A 16033-nucleotide genomic window follows, 5' to 3' on the forward strand; every position below is an offset into this window, starting at 1 on the left:
CATCTTCGCAAATACCACCGACAGTGTCGCCCCCGAAGCGGGCCTATTGGGCAACGTGAGGTATACAAGAGGCATGGCCGTGCGCACCCCGGACCCCGATCCGAACGAGAGCGACGACAACGGAGCCTCCCGAGATCCGTTGCGTGGCATGGAGAGTTCCTACGGCTCAGGGAGCAACGGGACAAACCCCGGTTGGCTCACGGATGTCGAACTTGCTGAAGCACGTCGTCGGATGCCGATGCTTTATGTCGAGGCGATTCCGGTGCGCACCGACGGGATGGGTGCGGTAACCCAGGTCGGTATTCTGCTGCGCGCGACGCCCGTCGGCGAAATGGTGCGGACCATTGTTTCCGGCCGCGTCCGCTACGGCGAAACAGTGCGCGACGCTCTCTTCCGCCACCTTGAAAACGACCTCGGCCCGATGGCATTTCCGATGCTTCCGCCGCAGCCGTTGCCCTTCACCGTGGCCGAGTACTTTCCGATCCCTGGCGTCAGCGCTTTCCACGACGACCGCCAGCACGCGGTGTCGCTCGCGTTCGTTGTGCCCGTCACGGGTACGTGCGAGCCGCGCCAGGATGCGCTCGAAGTGACGTGGATGGCCCCCCAAGAGGCGGCATCCGATGCGCTCGCCGCCGAGATGGAAGGTGGCCGCGGCACGCTCGTGCGGTTGGCGCTGGCAAGCGTCGGCGCCCTGCGCTGAGGACGACCGCGGATGCCGCAGAACAGTGTTATGGTCGAGTTCGCGCTCGCCATCCCCGGTTCCCTGCTCATCGCAGCTCTCATCGCGCTGCTGATCAGGGCCATTTTTGGCCGGCGCCTCTCACTCTCTTTGCCCGTCATGATGCTGACGTCGTTGCTGGGCCTGAGTCTTGGGCTTCTTGCGGCGGGCTGGTTCATCGCGGGTGCTCGAATCTGGACACCCGTGCCATTGCTGCTCGCATTTGGCTTCAGTATCGCGATCTCTTTCATCGTCGCCACGCTTTTTGCTGCATCCCGGCGTGCGCGCGAACGCGTTGACGTCGACGCTGTGCTCGCGGCAGGGGAGTCTGATCGCGTCGAATTCAAAGAGACGGCCCGCTGGAACGTGCGAGAGTCCAAGCGCGATACGCGCATGGAGCTTGCAATAGCAAAGACCGTGGCAGCGTTTTTGAACAGCGGCGGTGGGGTGCTTGTCATCGGAGCGAACGATGACGGCGAAGCAATTGGGCTGGACCGGGATTTTTCGACACTGCGAGTGCCGGACGTCGACAGGTTTGAACTCTGGCTGCGTGACCTGTTCTCGACACTGCTCGGCCGAAACGCGGCCGCATTGCCCCGTGTGCAGTTTGATGAGGCAGCGAACGGCACTCTCGTGTGCTGCGTCGTGTGCCCTGCGTCGCCTCGGCCCGTCTATGTCACGCAATCGAAAGATGGCGCCTCGACCGACCTCTGGGTACGCGTGGGCAACTCAACGCGCTCGTTCGCGATCGATGAAGCCGTCGAGTACGTCGGTCGGCACTGGCGCCCGCGCGCGCTGGGCGGGCGCCGCGCCGCTTTGTCGGATCGCTGACTGCCCTCACCCGCCCCGGTGATGTCTCACTTGTGCATCTCGCTGAGTTCTTATAGCTGAATAAGTGAGACATCGGTGGGAAAGAGGGCTGGACTGATTGTGCCAACAAGCCAGCCGGTGTGGCATCTGAGTCGAAATCTCATTTGCTGGGCGAATATCAGCTCCGTCGTCGCTGAGGGACGCGCTTTTTGCTGAGCGCGTGTGGACTATTCCGGGATCTCGCCGCGCAGCCAGCTGATGTACCGACGCAGGGAACGGTCCGTGATCTCATGTGCCTGCTCAGTTACCACCCCGAACGCGCTGTACAGGCGGTCGAAGCTCAACGGGAGCGTGGTGTCCATGATGCGGCGCACTGCGCGCTCTGGCAGAGGGATGCGATTCACGAAGCTTCGCATCACGTTTACAGAGGTACGGTCGGCGCCAATCGCGATCGTGTCTCCCGTCAATAGAACTCCGCGCCCTTCGGCTCCGGCCGACCAGTGCACGACGCTGCTGCCTGCGAAATGGCCGCCGCACTCGATCATCGAGATACCCGGAAGCAGATCGATCCTGTCGTTCCACAGCTCTATGACGGGGTCCGGCCTTCTGATCCACGCTTCGTCTTTCTGGGACACATAGACCGGCACGCGGTCAAACGCGTGACTCCACTGGATCGATGCCCCAGTGAGATGCGGGTGGCTCGATGCAATCACCGCGACCCCTCCGAGGTGGCGTATCGCGTCAACAGAGGCTTCGTCGATGAAGCCCGGGGGCTCAAAAAGGAGATTGCCGGCTGGCGTCTGAACGAGAAAACCGCGCTGGCCGATGCCAAGCTCGGGTTCTGTCGTGACTCCGTACAGCCCGGGCTCTACCTCGACGACAACCACGCGGTAACCCGCGTCGGCCAGTCGCTCGCGGGTCGTCCACTTCTGCCCATCTTCCGGAACGAACTGGCGTTCGTCTGAGCAAATTTCGCAGCGCAAGGGTGGGGAATCTGAGTCAGAATGCTCAATTGCGCACGTCGCGCAGATCCAGATGGTCATCGGGCGGCTCCTATGCTGCGCAGATCGCAGCTCAGAGGGACTTTACCCACGCGCCGACGGTCTTCTCGAACTGCGGCAGTGACTCGACGACATCCTGATTCGACGTGAAGGTTACGATCGCGCGGTTGTGAGACGCCCACTTCAGCCGGCCACCAACGTCATCGACCTGTATGGCGGGGAGTTCTGGTTTCGGCTTCGCGCCCGTGTGAAGAATGACTTGTAGTGTCCCAGGGCGACGCATGCTGAAGGTCGCAAAATCATCATCGAGCGCAAAATTCGGCGCTTGCCATTTGACGCTCTCAGTCGCGTCCGGAACGGTCCGCAAAATGGCTGCCCTCACGGCGCGCGCTCCATCGATCAGATCGTGAGTCTGGAGATCCAACCATTCATCGACGTCCTGCTCTCCGTGCGTCATGCAGTCCTGCTCTCGGCAACCGTGGCGCGAATCCCTGCGGTGATCAGTCGCAGGCCTGCCCGAAAGTCATCGCCCTGTGACCCGATGTCTGCGACCGTCATGGTCGCAGTCTCGTGGATCGCGACTCCCGCAGAGTCGGCGTTCATGCGCTGCTGCTGATGGAAGGTGAACCCAATGACAAAGTGAACGATCGTGTCCGCAGCGATCGTTGCTCCCTGCTCCTCTAAGCCCGCGCGCACTGCGGCATCGTGGATCAGCGGGCGTGCCGGAAGCGTGATCAGCCCCAGGGCGAGGGAGCTCGACACCAGCTCGGCGGCATCCCGATAGGCGAGCAGGCGCTCGTGGAAGTTCACGGCGATCGACTCGATGTCGCCAGCAGCATCGCTATCGATTGTTCCGCTCTCGAGAAGCCGTTCGCTGACCTGCGCGAGCAGCGTCTGCTTGTTGCGAAAATGCCAATACAGCGCGCTGACCTGAACCCCAATGCGGTCCGCGATCGCGCGCATCGAAAGATTTGGCAGCCCCTCATCGTCGAGAAGCTGGAGTGCGGCGCGCACGATGTCAGCTCGCGAATGGCGTCGAGCTTGTCCGTTCGGGTCTGGATCCCTCATCTGCCTAGCTTACTGAACAGTGTTCACCTGAACGGTGTTAAGGTGAACACTGTTCAGGTGGCGATGATTTCGTGAAAGGCCCAGCAATGACGACAGCAACTTTTTCCCCACAGCACACCCGCGTGCTCGCAGATCTCATTCCGGGTGCCCGAGTCAGAGACGTCGCTCTTGTTCTGAGCGGCACACTCTCCATCGCCCTGTCGGGTTTCATTGTCATCCCGCTGCCATTCACCCCGGTGCCGATATCGCTCGCGACGTTTGCCGTACTTCTCACCGGTGCCGCCCTCGGCCCCGCGCGCGGAGTGAGTAGCGCTAGCTTGTACCTTCTTCTCGGAGTTGCTGGGGCACCGATCTTCGGCGACGGACGCTCGGGATGGGCCTTCGCATCGTTCGGCTACATCATCGGTTACGTGGTGGCCACTCTTGTTGTCGGCACCCTCGCGCGACGGAAAGCTGACCGCAACGTCTGGGCAACGCTTGGCCTCGCGGCCCTCGGCTCGCTGACGATCTACGCATTCGGTGTTCCGTGGCTTGCCGTGTTCCTGGGCGTCGACTTCGTAACCGCGCTCGCCTACGGGGTCATTCCGTTTCTTATCGGCGATGCCCTCAAAATTGCGGCGATGGCCGCACTGCTCCCGGTGACATGGCGCCTGCTGAACCGAACCGGTCGTTCTTAGCTCGACGTTTCTTCTTTCCGCAGGGGTCAGACGTCAACGCGTCCACCATCGTTAACGCCTTAGCCACGGCGTCATGCGTCTTACCGGGCTCGTTGGGGCCCGTGGCAGCAACAAGCGCTCGAAGCAGCCGTCACGCAAGCGAGAGAGCGCTCAAACAGACGTTTCGCGGGCGATAGCGGCAACAAAAGCGTCGACGTCGGTTTCGGAGGTGTCGAACGAGCACATCCACCGCACTTCGCCGCGCGCGGCATCCCAGTCGTAGAAACGAAAACCGGTACGCAAACGCTCGGCAACTCCCGCGGGGAGAGTTGCGAACAGCCCATTGGCTTCGGTCGGCTGCGTAAAAGCAACGCCGCGAATCGAACCGTCGGCGATGCCCGCTTCGACGCCGTGACGCAGTCGCTGTGCCATCGCGTTGGAGTGCTGCGCGTTTCGCAGCCACAGGTCACCCTCGAGTAGCGCAATCAACTGAGCCGAGATGAAGCGCATCTTCGACGAAAGCTGCATATTGAGCTTTCGCAGATACGTCAGACCATCGGATGCCTCGGGGTTCAACACCACGATAGCTTCACCGATCATGGCGCCATTTTTCGTTCCGCCGAAGCTCACGACATCGACACCGACGTCAGTCGTGAAGGCGCCAAGCGGCAGGTCGAGTGCCGCTGCAGCGTTCGACATGCGAGCACCGTCGACGTGGAGGCGCATGCCGCGTTCGTGAGCGTGCGACGCGAGAGCCGCGATCTCATCCGGCGTGTACACGGTTCCGAGTTCGCTCGACTGCGTGATCGACACGACGAGCGGCTGGGCGCGGTGTTCATCACCCCACCCCCAGGCCTCGCGCTCGACGAGCTCGGGCGTCAGCTTTCCGTTGTCGGTCGGCACGCTGAGGATCTTCACGCCGCCGATCTTTTCGGGCGCTCCACCCTCGTCGACGTTGATGTGTGCCGAGGATGCCGCAATTACAGCGCCCCATCGCGGCAGCATCGACTGGAGTGCCGTGACGTTCGCGCCGGTGCCGTTGAAAACCGGGAAAGCTGTGGCCTGGTCGCCGAAGTGCGAAGCAAAGACCTTCTGGAGGCGAGCCGTGTACGTATCAGCGCCATACGCGCTTTCGTGCCCGCCGTTGGCGTCAGCGATCGCCGTCAGAATTTCGGGGTGAATACCGGAATAGTTGTCGGACGCAAAGCCGCGTACGGCCACGTCGTGCAGAGTCGTCATCGAGATTTAGCCTATGCCGCCTCAGCCATGTCGGTTGCGCGGATACCGGCGGTTGAGGCAATCACCTGACGCATCTTCTTCTCGAGAGCCTCGTAGAACATCGACAGCGGAAACTCGTCGTCGCGGACGGCATCCGTATATCCCGAAAGCGCACCCGCGAGCACATCTTCGGGCAGCCCTTTTGCCCAGACAGATGCGGGGTGGGGAGTCAGCACGCCAGCAACGAGATCGTAGGCCGCGAGCCAGTGGGCGCTCTTTGGCCGGTCGATCGATTCCCAGTAGAGCCGGTCGATCGCGTCGGCCAGAGCGATCACGGTGTCGGCGACGCGGTCCCACTCGATGCGGAGCGCGGTATCGGTCCAGTGCAGCACACCCTGCTTGTGCAGCCACGTGAAAAGGAGTTGCCCGCCGAGGCCGTCGTAGTTTCGCACCCGCGACCCCGTGATGGCGAAGCGGAAGATGCGATCGAACACCACGGCGTACTGCACGAGCTGGGCCTGGTCGAGCAGTTCCGTCTCAATGGCATCGAGCTCTGCTCCCGCAGCGACGCGCTCACTGAGCTCCGTCGCGATCTTCACGCACTCGCGGAAGGCAGTCAGGTCACAGCGCAGTTCTTCGAGGGCATAGAGAAAGTACGGCATCCGCTGTTTGATCATGAACGGATCAAACGGAAGATCCCCGCGCATGTGGGTGCGGTCGTGGATGAGATCCCACATGACAAAGGTGCGCTCGGTGAGTTGCTGGTCGGCGAGCATGCGCCGGGCATCGTCTGGAAGAGCCAGTTTCGTGATCTCGGATGCCGCCGCCACAACCCGCCGGTATCGCGCTGCTTCGCGGTCTTGAAAAATCGCCCCCCACGTGAACGTCGGCACTTCGCGCATCGCGACGGTTTCCGGAAAAAGCACGGCCGAGTTCGTGTCGTAGCCGGGTGTGAAATCGATAAGGCGAAGCGAAACGAAGAGTGAGTTGGTGTACTCGGTCTCAAGCTGCGCGATGACCTCTGGCCAGATCGCTTCGACGATGAGGGCCTCAACGAAGCGGTTTCGTGAGCCGTTCTGCGTGTACATCGGAAAGACCACGAGGTGACGCGCACCGTGCACCCGGGTGTCTTGCGGGCGGAAGGCGACGAGCGAATCGAGAAAGTCAGGTACGCCGAATCCTGCGTCGCGCCAGTGCGTGAAGTCGGTGACGAGTGCGGTCAAATATTCGGCATCGTGCGAAAAACAGGGTGCAAGTTCGCCGATCGAGGCGGTGATCACGTCGACGAGGGCGCGCGCTGAATCTATATTCGCCGCCTCGGCCAGTGACCCGTCCGGTGCTTGAAGCCCCTGCAGGGCGGTCGCGGCTGATTTGAGAGTGATCCACGCCTGCTGGTGTTCAACAGCGTGCGCCGCGTCGAAGCGTGCAGAAGTGGTGTCAGAAACCGGGCTGAGCGGCATAGGGGCCTCCGAGGTGCGACAGGGGAGGTGGGCGTGGAATGCCGCCAGTATAGGAAAAAGATGACCTAAGGTGACCATAAACAGGAAAAAATCCTGTCTGAGTGTCTCTCGCTGGTAATCTCGCGACATGCCGTATCCCGAGAACCCAGCTGCCACAGGTCGCGTCGAAGACAGCGTCGACCTCATGATCGTGCGCGAGATCGCAGCAGACGCACACGCCACCCTCACACTCATCTCGGAACGTGTGGGGCTCTCGGTTTCAGCCGTGCAAGCGCGCGTCCGCCGCCTCGAAGCTCGTGGGGTGATCGCGGGGTATCGCGCGGTCCTCAACCCCGAAGCTCTCGGAAAGCCGCTTTCGGCGTTCGTGGAGATCACTCCTCTCGACCCGGCTCAGCCTGACGATGCCCCTGAGCTCCTCGAACACCTCGTCGAGATCGAGGCGTGCCACTCGATCGCGGGGAATGCCAGCTACATGCTGTTCGTGCGCGTTGCGACTCCCCGCGACCTTGAGGCCCTCATCCGCGAAATCAGGGTGACGGCATCCGTCAATACCCGTACCACTGTCGTGCTGCAGACGTTCTACGAAAATCGGCCGATTGCGGCGGTCTAGTTAGCCGAGCGTGCTGAGCGCCCGGTCGTAGATGTCGATGGCTTCGGCCACCTCGTCGTCGGTGACGACGCAGGGCGGCACGACATGGATGCGGTTGTCCTGCACGAACGGCAAGAGCCCGGCCTGCAGCATCGTCTTTTTGAGGGCTCCCATCTGAGCGGCAGGTAGCGGTTCGCGAGTTTCTGCGTCGGCCACGAGCTCGAGAGCCCAGAAGACGCCCTCGCCGCGCACGTCGCCGATCACCGCGTGCTTTTCGGCGAGCTCAGCGAGCGCGGGCGCCAACACGTCGCGCCCGATGCGCGCAGCGTTCTCGACGATGCCCTCCGCGGCCATCGCGTCGAGAGCTCCGACAATGGATGCCGCAGCGAGCGGATGCCCCGAATAGGTGAGCCCACCGGGGAACACCTGATCGTCAAACTGCTTTGCGATCGCGTCCGAGATGATCACGCCACCGACGGGTACGTAGCCGGAGTTCACGCCCTTGGCGAAAGTGATGAGATCAGGCGTGACGTCATATCCATCGAATGCAAACCAGCGCCCCGTGCGGCCAAAGCCCGCCATGACCTCATCGAGGATGAGCACAATTCCGTATGTGTCGCAGATCGCGCGGACCCCGGCGAGATATCCGGGGGGAGGCACGAGCACCCCGGCAGTGCCGGGGATTGTCTCAAGCAGCACCCCAGCGATCGACTCCGGGCCCTCGGCTTGAATAACGCGCTCAAGGTGGTGGAGCGCGCGCTCTGCTTCTTGCTCGGGCGTCGTTGCCCAAAACTCACTGCGGTAAAGGTAGGGGCCGAACACGTGGACGTGACCGCGGGCGTACTCGTTCGGAATGCGGCGCCAATCGCCTGTTGAGGCGATGGCAGCTCCGGTATTGCCGTGGTAAGAGCGATACGTCGACACGATCTTGTCGCGACCCGCGTGCAGGCGTGCGAGACGGATTGCGTTTTCGTTGGCGTCAGCCCCGCCGTTGGTGAAGAAGACCTTTTCGAAACCGTCAGGTGCATGCTCCACGATCCGTCGCGCAGCTTCGCCGCGCGTGAGGTTCGCCGTTGCCGGGCCGATCGTCGCGAGGAGCCCCGCCTGCTCGGTGATCGCGGCAACGACAGCGGGATGCTGATGCCCAATATTGACGTTCACCAGCTGGCTCGAAAAGTCCAGGTAAGTGGTGCCGGCGTGGTCCCACACCCGGGAGCCGAGCCCACCCGCGATGACGAGCGGCGAGAGCGCCCCTTGCGCCGACCACGAATGAAAGACGTGTGCGCTGTCGAGCGCGAGAGTGCGAGCGTCGAGAGTGTTGTCGAAGGTCATGCGGATGCCTCGGATCTGTGTGTGCGGTTGTTGCCGGCCGAGCAGACATCTGCCCGGCCGGCAACAATCTTTCGCGTCAGGACGCGGTGGTCATTAACGCGCTAGTGGTTACTTTCCGCCCTCGGTGAGGGTGACATCGATCGGCGTGTAGGTGCCGTCGACCGTGACGCCTTCATCTTGCAGCGCAGCGATCGCTTCATCGAGGTACTCGGTCGAGTACACCGACTCCGGCGGGTCTGTCGTGATGAGGTGCTGGTCATCCTGGTTGACAGCGGCAAGTGCTCCCGCAATGGTCTTGTCCCATGAGTCCGAGTCGATCTCGCCGAACGTGCCGCCATCCCAGATGAGCTTGTTGACCTCGTTCATCTGCCACAGCTGGTGTGTGGGGCCGACGGGGTAGGCAAGCTCAGCGTTTGATGCAACGTCCCAGACGAGAGAAGCGGCATCCTCTGGGTTGTCACGTGCGTACACCCAGCCTTTGATGATGGCCTTCAAAAAGCGCACCGAAGCATCGGCGTACGCGGGGTCGTCAGCGAGACGCTCGGTGTCAGCCCAGATCGCATCCTGCAGCATCGCGCCCTCGGTGTCTTCGTACGAGATCACATCGAGGTCGTCCATCGTGTAGAGCTCACCGGTGTCGGGGTTGACAGTTTCGAGCACCATGGCCAGTTCGTTGTACGTCATCGCCTGTGCCGCATCGACGTCACCATCGAGCAGGGCGTTCATCGAGAAGTCCTGAGTCGTGACCGACACCGAAGAGGCGTCAAGGTCATCCGCTGCCATCGCAGCGAAGATCTCCCACTCGTTACCGAAGCCCCACGAGCCGATTCGTTTGTCTTCGAAGTCGGCAACTGACGTGATGCCGGAGTCCGCCCACGACACCTGGGTCGTACCGGAAAGCTGATAGACCTGCGCGATGTCGGTGAGTTCCACACCGCTCGATTCGATTGTGCCGAGCACCTTTGGTACCCACGCAATAGCGAAGTCGACGTCGCCGGCGGCGAGAGCATCCTGCGGCACGATGTCGCCACCCGAGGGAATGATTTCGACGTTGTCGAAGCCCTCCTCTTCGAAGTAGCCCATCTCCTGCGCCACGTAGTAACCGGCGAACTGTGCCTGGGGCAACCACTGCAGTTGCAGGCTGATATCGGTGATCGGTTCGAAGTCTCCCGATGCCGAGTCGCTTGACGTGTCAGGGGTGGTGCCCGAGCAGGCAGTCAACGTGAGCGCTGCCACGGTGGCTGCCGATGCGAATGTCAGGATGCGTTTTGTGCTGTGTCGCATGGTGTTCCTTTCGAAGTCGGGTGGTGCAGGGTGGTGCGGGACTTTTTGCGCTGTGTTCAGCGCGGTTTTCGCTTCACCACGAGCTGCTCGAGCAGCACAGTGAGGAAGAAGAAGAGGAGGCCGACGATGATCGAGGCGCCAACATAGGCGAAAGCGAGGGCTGAGTTTCCTGATTTGGAGTAGGTGGCAATCGCCGTTCCTAACCCATCGGCGGGGCCGCCGAAATATTCAGCAACCAGCGCCGAAATGACGGCGAGCGAACTCGCAATTCGAATACCGGTGGACAGGTACGGCATCGCTGTGGGGAGGGTTAGCTTTCGAAACCGCTGCCCACCAGACGCCCCGTATGCGGTGAAGAGGTCTCGCTCCACCTGTCGCGCCTGTCGAAGCCCCCGCAGCACGTTGATGAAGACCGGAACGAAAGCCGCAACGCCCGCAACGATCTGGCGGCCGAACTGGCTGGACGCTCCGAACATCGTGTTGAGCAGGGGAGTGAGGGCAACGATAGGTACGACCGCGATGGCGGCAACCAGGGGCGCGGTCATTTGATCAATCGGCCGAAGCCAGACCGCGAGTCCCGCGAGAGTGACCGCAATCACCGTGCCGGCGATCAAACCCACGAGCGCGTTGCCGCCGGTGACGAACGCGTCTTCGGCGATGATCCCGAAGTTTTCCGCGAAGGATGCAATCACCTCAACCGGGCTCGGAATCAGCTGAGTGCGCCCCAGCGGAATACCGGACGCCACCCACCACGTCGCGAGGAGCGCAATACCCACCACGACTGGGGCCGCCACCCGGGCATAGCGCTCGGTTGTGTTGACGTAACTCATCGCTCGTTCGCTCTCGCTGTGGGGGCGCCGTGGAGTGCCTCGCGCACAGCTGTGACTCGTTCGAAGTACGCGGGAGATTCGCGAAGTCCCTCGCCGCGGTCGAGCCCGAACGGGATATCGATGACGTCAGTGATGCGCCCCGGTCGCGGCGACATCACGACGACGCGGTCGGAGAGATAGACGGCTTCGGGAATGGAGTGGGTAACGAAGACGACAGCGGCTCCAGTTTCTGCCGCAATTCGGATGAGCTCCGTCTGCATCCGCTCACGGGTCATCTCATCGAGAGCGCCGAACGGCTCGTCCATCAAGAGCAGTCGCGGTTTTGTTGCAAGCGCTCGTGCGATGGCAACGCGCTGCTGCATCCCACCCGAAAGCTCATCCGGGTAGCGCCCGCCGAAGTCGCTGAGGCTCACCATCTCGGCGAGTTCCTTGGCTCGCGCAAGGCGCTCTGCTGCGGCAACGCCGTGCAGCTCAAGCGGCAGCGCGATGTTTTGCAGCACTGTGCGCCAGGGAAGGAGCCCGGCCTGCTGAAAAGCGATGCCGTAGTCCTGATCTATCCGGGCAGCGCTCGCCGTCTGACCGAACACTTCGAGGGTGCCCGCGGTGGGGGCATCGAGGTCAGCGATCAACCGCATGAGAGTGGATTTGCCGCATCCGGACGGACCGATGAGCGAAACGAATTCGCCGGCCCCAACCGTCATATTGATCTCGCTCAGCGCGTGCACTGGACTGTCTTTTGCCCCAAATACTCTCTCGAGTCCGCTCGCTTGAACCGCGGGAGTGGAGGTTGGCAAGGGGGAATCGGTCATGCTGTGGCCTCTCCGCGTCGGTATTTCGTGAGGGTGGCGCCAAGGAGCGCAACCGAACCCGCGGCCACGAGCCCGAGCACGACCGCGCCAAATATTGGAGCCCAGGGGAGGGCCGGGTCAGCCGACGCCGACTGGGCCATCTGCAGCAGCATGCGCCCGAGACCGCCCCGCATGCCGATAGACACTTCGGCAACGACAGCGCCGACGACGGCGTTAGCCGCGGCGAGCCGAAGGGCTGGCAACAGGTAGGGAACGGCAGCCGGGAGCCGCAGTTGGCGAAGCGTCTGGAGGTAGCTTGCGCCGTAGCTTCGCATCAGATCGCTGTGGATCGCGTCCGGGGAGCTGAGCCCGCGAAGCGCCCCGACGGCAACGGGAAAGAATGCGAGATACGAGGCGATGATCGCCACCGATAGCCAGTCTGGCCATGGAATGACGTTTCGATCGATCTGTGAGCCGATTCGCGACACGAGCGGCGCGAACGCGATGAGCGGCACTGTTTGCGAGACGACGATCCAGGGTAGAAGCCCCCACTCCGCAAGACGCCACCGCTGCATGAGAAGCGCGAACAGCATCCCGACCACCACACCGATGACCCAGCCGACCGCGGCGATCCCGAGGGTCGTGACCATGCCACCGACGACAGTTAGCCAGAGCGGTGGTGTCGAAGCGCCGCTCGTGGCTTCGAACAGGCGCGCAATCATGACCCACACATGGGGCATCGCCCGGTCATGCGTGCGCGGCAGGATTCGAAGCCCATCGCGTTCGCTGCCGATTACGACGCCATCGGCCGGACCCGCCCACTTGTACAACTCCCACAGCGCGACGACGGCGATGACGCCGAGCGCGCCCCACGCCACTGCTCGCCACCGGGATGTCATGACGTAGCCGTCACGCTTTCGCCAAGGGCGGGAATGACGGTCTCGCCGTAGACGCGCATGGTTTCTTCTTTGTTGTCGTGCTGCAGGTATCCGGCGAACTGCGTGATACCGATCGCGCGAAGCTTCTCGAGCTTTTCGATGTGCTCTTCGGCGGTGCCGAGCAGACAGAAACGGTCGATGATGTCGTCGGGTACGAAGTCGACGTGGTCGTTGTCGGCCTTGCCGTGACTGTTGTAGTCGTAGCCCTGACGCCCAGCGATGTAGTCAGTGAGGGCCTGCGGAACTTCGCTGTCTGTGCCGTATTTGGCCACGATGTCGGCGACGTGGTTGCCCACCATGCCGCCGAACCAGCGGCACTGGTCCCGCATGTGCTGCCGGTCGTTGCCGATGTACATCGGGGCGGCAACGCAGAACGCGATCGATTCAGGGTCACGGCCGGCGGCGGCCGCGGCATCCTTCACGACCTTGATCATCCACTCGGCGATGTCGAGGTCGGCGAGCTGCAAGATAAATCCGTCACCCACTTCGCCGGTGAGTTTCAGCGCCATGGGGCCGTAAGCCGCCACCCACACCTCGAGCTCTGAGCCGTGGCTCCAGGGGAACTGCACCGTCGCACCGTTGTATTCGACGGCGCGAGAGTTTCCGAGTTCGCGAATGACGTGCACCGATTCGCGAAGCTCTCGCATCGTGACGGGCTTGCCGTTCGTGACTCTCACCGCGGAGTCACCGCGACCGATGCCGCAAATCGTGCGGTTGCCATACATCTCGTTGAGAGTGGCGAAAACGGATGCCGTCACGGTCCAATCCCTAGTTGCCGGGTTCGTGACGAACGGCCCGACGGTGACGCGACGGGTCGCGGCGAGAATCGCGGAGTGGATGACGTAGGGCTCTTCCCACAGCAGGTGCGAGTCAAAGGTCCACACGTGACTGAAGCCGTGCGCTTCGGCGAGGGTTGCGAGCTGGATTGTCCGCGCTGCGGGCGGGTTGGTTTGAAGAACGACTCCGAAGTCCATGGGGTTCCTTAAATCAGGTACTGGCTCAGGCCGCGCTTGATGAACGCGCCATCGCCCTTGGCGCCGAGGTACTCGTTGTCATCGACAATGACCTTGCCTTTGGAGATCACGGTGTCGACGTGTCCATCGATTTCGAACCCCTCCCAGGCGGAGTGATCCATGTTCATGTGGTGGGTCTTGTCGTAGCCGATCGACGTGTGCCCGTTGGGGTCGTAGATCACCACATCGCCATCGGCGCCGGGCTGGATGACACCCTTTTTGCCGTACATGCCGAACATGCGTGCGGGCGTGGTCGATGTGAGTTCCACCCAGCGTTCGAGGGTGATCTCACCCGTCACGACTCCCTGGTACATCAGGTCGAGGCGGTGCTCGACAGATCCGATACCGTTCGGAATCTTGCGGAAATCTCCGAGGCCGAGATCTTTTTGCCCCTTCATGCAGAACGGGCAGTGGTCGGTCGACACCATTTGCAGGTCGTTGGTGCGAAGGGCCCGCCACATGTGGTCTTGGTGTCCCTCGGCGCGGGAGCGTAGCGGCGTGGAACACACCCACTTCGCGCCCTCGAACGAGCCCCACTCTTCGCTCGACGCGCCCAGCTGCTCTTCGAGCGAGAGGTAGAGGTACTGCGGGCACGTTTCGCCGAAGACGTTTTGCCCCCGGTCTCGAGCAATAGCCAACTGCTCAACCGCCTGCTTCGCGCTCACGTGCACGATGTAGAGCGGGGCCCCGGTGATGTTGCCGAGCATGATCGCTCGGTGGGTTGCTTCTTCTTCGGCCTGCCAGACGCGCGCGAGTCCGTGGTTGTAAGGGTCGGTCTTGCCTGCCGCAATCAACTGCTCGGCGAGAACGTCGATGACGGGACCGTTCTCGGCGTGCATCATCGTGAGAAGTCCGGTGTCGGCGGCGACCTGCATGGCTTTCAGGATCTTTGCGTCGTCGGAATAGAAGACGCCGGGGTACGCCATGAACATCTTGAAGCTCGTGATGCCCTCGTCGACCAGCTTCGGCATCACGGCGAGCGAGTTGTCATCGACACCGCCGATGATCTGGTGAAAGCCGTAGTCGATGGCGCAGTTGCCCGCCGCGAGCTCATGCCATTTCGCGAGCCCATCTTCGACGCGCTCGCCGTAGGTCTGTACAGCGAAGTCGACGATCGTGGTCGTGCCGCCCCACGCGGCTGCGCGCGTGCCCGTCTCGAACGTGTCGCTTGCGGCGGTCCCGCCAAACGGCAATTGCATGTGAGTGTGCGCATCGATGCCGCCGGGAATGACATACTTACCGCTCGCATCGATCACTCGATCAACGGATGCAGTCAGGTCGGTTCCGAGCAGTTCTGAACCAGGGCGCAGCACCGCCGCGATCTTGTCTCCGTCAAGCAGCACATCGGCGTGCGAACGTCCCGTTGCCGAGACAACGGTTCCGCCGGTAATGAGGGTCGTAGTCATGATTGCTCCTCTGGGTGCTTTCTGGGGGGTTTACGGTGCGGTGATTTCGCCGTAGGAGTCCGGCCGGCGGTCACGGTAGAACTGCCAGTCGTCACGCATCTCCTGAACGAGGTCCATGTTGAGATCGCGGATGATGATCTCCTCGTCGGTGCCCGAGCCAAGGTCGCCCACATAGTTGCCGCGCGGGTCAACGATCTGACTCGTGCCGTAGAAAGTCACAGCCTCATCGCCGTACTCGTTGTCTTCGCGGCCCACGCGGTTGGGGGCAAGAACGAAGTATCCGTTCGCCACAGCGGCCGCTGGCTGCTCCACTTCCCACAGCCGGTTCGAGAGGCCGGGCTTCGTGGCATTCGGGTTGAAAGCGAGGTGTGCGCCGTTCAACCCAAGCTCGCGCCACGCTTCGGGGAAGTGGCGGTCGTAGCAAATAATGACGCCCACCTTGCCGACGGCGGTGTCAAAGACCGGGTACCCGATGTTGCCCGGGCGAAAGTAGAACTTCTCCCAGAACTTCTCGACGTGCGGAATGTGGTGCTTGCGGTACGACCCGAGAATCGTGCCGTCGGCATCGACGACGACCGCGGTGTTGTAGTAAACGCCGGTCTGCTCTTCTTCGTAGATCGGCAAAATCATGACCATGTGCAGCTCTTTTGCAAGAGCGGCGAACCGCTGCACGATGGGCCCATCGGCCGGCTCGGCGTATCGGTAGTACTTCTTGTCTTGCGTAATACCGAAATACGGTCCGTAAAAGAGCTCTTGAAAGCAAATGATCTCGGCGCCGGCGGCCGCGGCATCCCGAGCAAATTGCTCGTGTTTGTCGAGCATTGACTCTTTGTCGCCAGTCCAGGTGGTCTGCGTAATTGCTGCGCGTACCGTCGTCATGGTTGCCTCCGTCATTGTGGGGAGAACCCTTGCTCAGACGGGG

At 62.2% G+C, this 16033-nt stretch carries 17 protein-coding genes; 4 read left to right on the forward strand and 13 right to left on the reverse strand.

Annotated features, from left to right (window positions below; translation table 11 throughout):
* Window positions 1–73: 73 nt before the first annotated feature.
* Both FHS06_RS04530 and FHS06_RS04535 read left to right on the forward strand, forming a co-directional pair.
* Window positions 74–700: an NUDIX hydrolase family protein gene (locus FHS06_RS04530; RefSeq protein WP_167045997.1), complete on the forward strand. Its 627-nt coding sequence runs from the start codon at window positions 74–76 to the stop codon at window positions 698–700.
* A 12-nt stretch (window positions 701–712) separates the two neighbouring features.
* On the forward strand, window positions 713–1549 hold the full coding sequence (locus FHS06_RS04535) for an AlbA family DNA-binding domain-containing protein (protein WP_167046001.1): 837 nt from the start codon (window positions 713–715) through the stop codon (window positions 1547–1549).
* Between the two features lie 206 nt (window positions 1550–1755).
* Here FHS06_RS04535 and FHS06_RS04540 read toward each other — a convergent pair whose 3' ends face one another.
* The 3 genes from FHS06_RS04540 to FHS06_RS04550 are packed head-to-tail and all read right to left on the reverse strand — an operon-like array spanning window position 1756 to window position 3597.
* On the reverse strand, window positions 1756–2571 hold the full coding sequence (locus FHS06_RS04540; protein ID WP_167046004.1) for an MBL fold metallo-hydrolase: 816 nt from the start codon (window positions 2569–2571) through the stop codon (window positions 1756–1758).
* Between the two features lie 31 nt (window positions 2572–2602).
* Window positions 2603–2986: a DUF1801 domain-containing protein gene (locus FHS06_RS04545; protein ID WP_167046007.1), complete on the reverse strand. Its 384-nt coding sequence runs from the start codon at window positions 2984–2986 to the stop codon at window positions 2603–2605.
* Window positions 2983–3597: a TetR/AcrR family transcriptional regulator gene (locus tag FHS06_RS04550; RefSeq protein ID WP_167046010.1), complete on the reverse strand. Its 615-nt coding sequence runs from the start codon at window positions 3595–3597 to the stop codon at window positions 2983–2985. Before FHS06_RS04550 ends, FHS06_RS04545 begins: the two co-directional genes overlap by 4 nt.
* Window positions 3598–3683: 86 nt before the next feature.
* On the opposite strand from FHS06_RS04550, the gene FHS06_RS04555 reads away from it, so the two are divergent.
* The gene (locus FHS06_RS04555; protein WP_167046013.1) at window positions 3684–4274 is read left to right on the forward strand and encodes a biotin transporter BioY; all 591 of its coding nucleotides are present in this window, start codon (window positions 3684–3686) and stop codon (window positions 4272–4274) included.
* A gap of 150 nt (window positions 4275–4424) precedes the next feature.
* On the opposite strand, the gene FHS06_RS04560 is transcribed toward FHS06_RS04555, so the two are convergent.
* Window positions 4425–5492 (reverse strand): threonine aldolase family protein, encoded by a 1068-nt coding sequence (locus FHS06_RS04560; RefSeq protein ID WP_167046016.1) that lies wholly within the window; start codon window positions 5490–5492, stop codon window positions 4425–4427.
* Window positions 5493–5503: 11 nt separating this feature from the next.
* Complete coding sequence (locus tag FHS06_RS04565) at window positions 5504–6931, reverse strand: DUF6421 family protein (RefSeq protein WP_167046019.1); 1428 nt, start codon at window positions 6929–6931, stop codon at window positions 5504–5506.
* A gap of 127 nt (window positions 6932–7058) precedes the next feature.
* Between FHS06_RS04565 and FHS06_RS04570 the strand changes: the two genes are divergently transcribed.
* A complete protein-coding gene (locus FHS06_RS04570) occupies window positions 7059–7541 on the forward strand; it encodes an Lrp/AsnC family transcriptional regulator (protein WP_167046022.1) in 483 nt (160 codons plus the stop codon).
* Here FHS06_RS04570 and FHS06_RS04575 read toward each other — a convergent pair whose 3' ends face one another.
* The 8 genes from FHS06_RS04575 to FHS06_RS04610 form a co-directional block, all read right to left on the reverse strand.
* On the reverse strand, window positions 7542–8852 hold the full coding sequence (locus tag FHS06_RS04575) for an aspartate aminotransferase family protein (protein ID WP_167046025.1): 1311 nt from the start codon (window positions 8850–8852) through the stop codon (window positions 7542–7544).
* A 108-nt stretch (window positions 8853–8960) separates the two neighbouring features.
* A complete protein-coding gene (locus FHS06_RS04580) occupies window positions 8961–10136 on the reverse strand; it encodes an ABC transporter substrate-binding protein (protein ID WP_167046028.1) in 1176 nt (391 codons plus the stop codon).
* A gap of 56 nt (window positions 10137–10192) precedes the next feature.
* A complete protein-coding gene (locus FHS06_RS04585; RefSeq protein ID WP_167046031.1) occupies window positions 10193–10966 on the reverse strand; it encodes an ABC transporter permease in 774 nt (257 codons plus the stop codon).
* A complete protein-coding gene (locus tag FHS06_RS04590; protein ID WP_167046034.1) occupies window positions 10963–11775 on the reverse strand; it encodes an ABC transporter ATP-binding protein in 813 nt (270 codons plus the stop codon). The genes FHS06_RS04585 and FHS06_RS04590 overlap by 4 nt, the downstream gene beginning before the upstream one ends.
* Window positions 11772–12653 (reverse strand): ABC transporter permease, encoded by an 882-nt coding sequence (locus FHS06_RS04595; RefSeq protein ID WP_167046038.1) that lies wholly within the window; start codon window positions 12651–12653, stop codon window positions 11772–11774. The genes FHS06_RS04590 and FHS06_RS04595 overlap by 4 nt, the downstream gene beginning before the upstream one ends.
* Window positions 12650–13666 carry a TIGR03842 family LLM class F420-dependent oxidoreductase gene (locus FHS06_RS04600; RefSeq protein ID WP_167046041.1) on the reverse strand — a complete coding sequence of 339 codons (1017 nt, stop codon included), beginning with the start codon at window positions 13664–13666 and terminating at the stop codon, window positions 12650–12652. The genes FHS06_RS04595 and FHS06_RS04600 overlap by 4 nt, the downstream gene beginning before the upstream one ends.
* An 8-nt stretch (window positions 13667–13674) precedes the next feature.
* A complete protein-coding gene (hydA, locus tag FHS06_RS04605) occupies window positions 13675–15111 on the reverse strand; it encodes a dihydropyrimidinase (protein ID WP_167046044.1) in 1437 nt (478 codons plus the stop codon).
* Between the two features lie 30 nt (window positions 15112–15141).
* Entirely contained in the window at window positions 15142–15990 is an 849-nt protein-coding gene (locus tag FHS06_RS04610) for a nitrilase-related carbon-nitrogen hydrolase (protein WP_165139866.1), read from the reverse strand.
* Window positions 15991–16033: the final 43 nt, after the last annotated feature.

It is taken from the genome of Microbacterium halimionae, from assembly GCF_011761265.1.
Lineage (GTDB): Bacteria > Actinomycetota > Actinomycetes > Actinomycetales > Microbacteriaceae > Microbacterium > Microbacterium halimionae.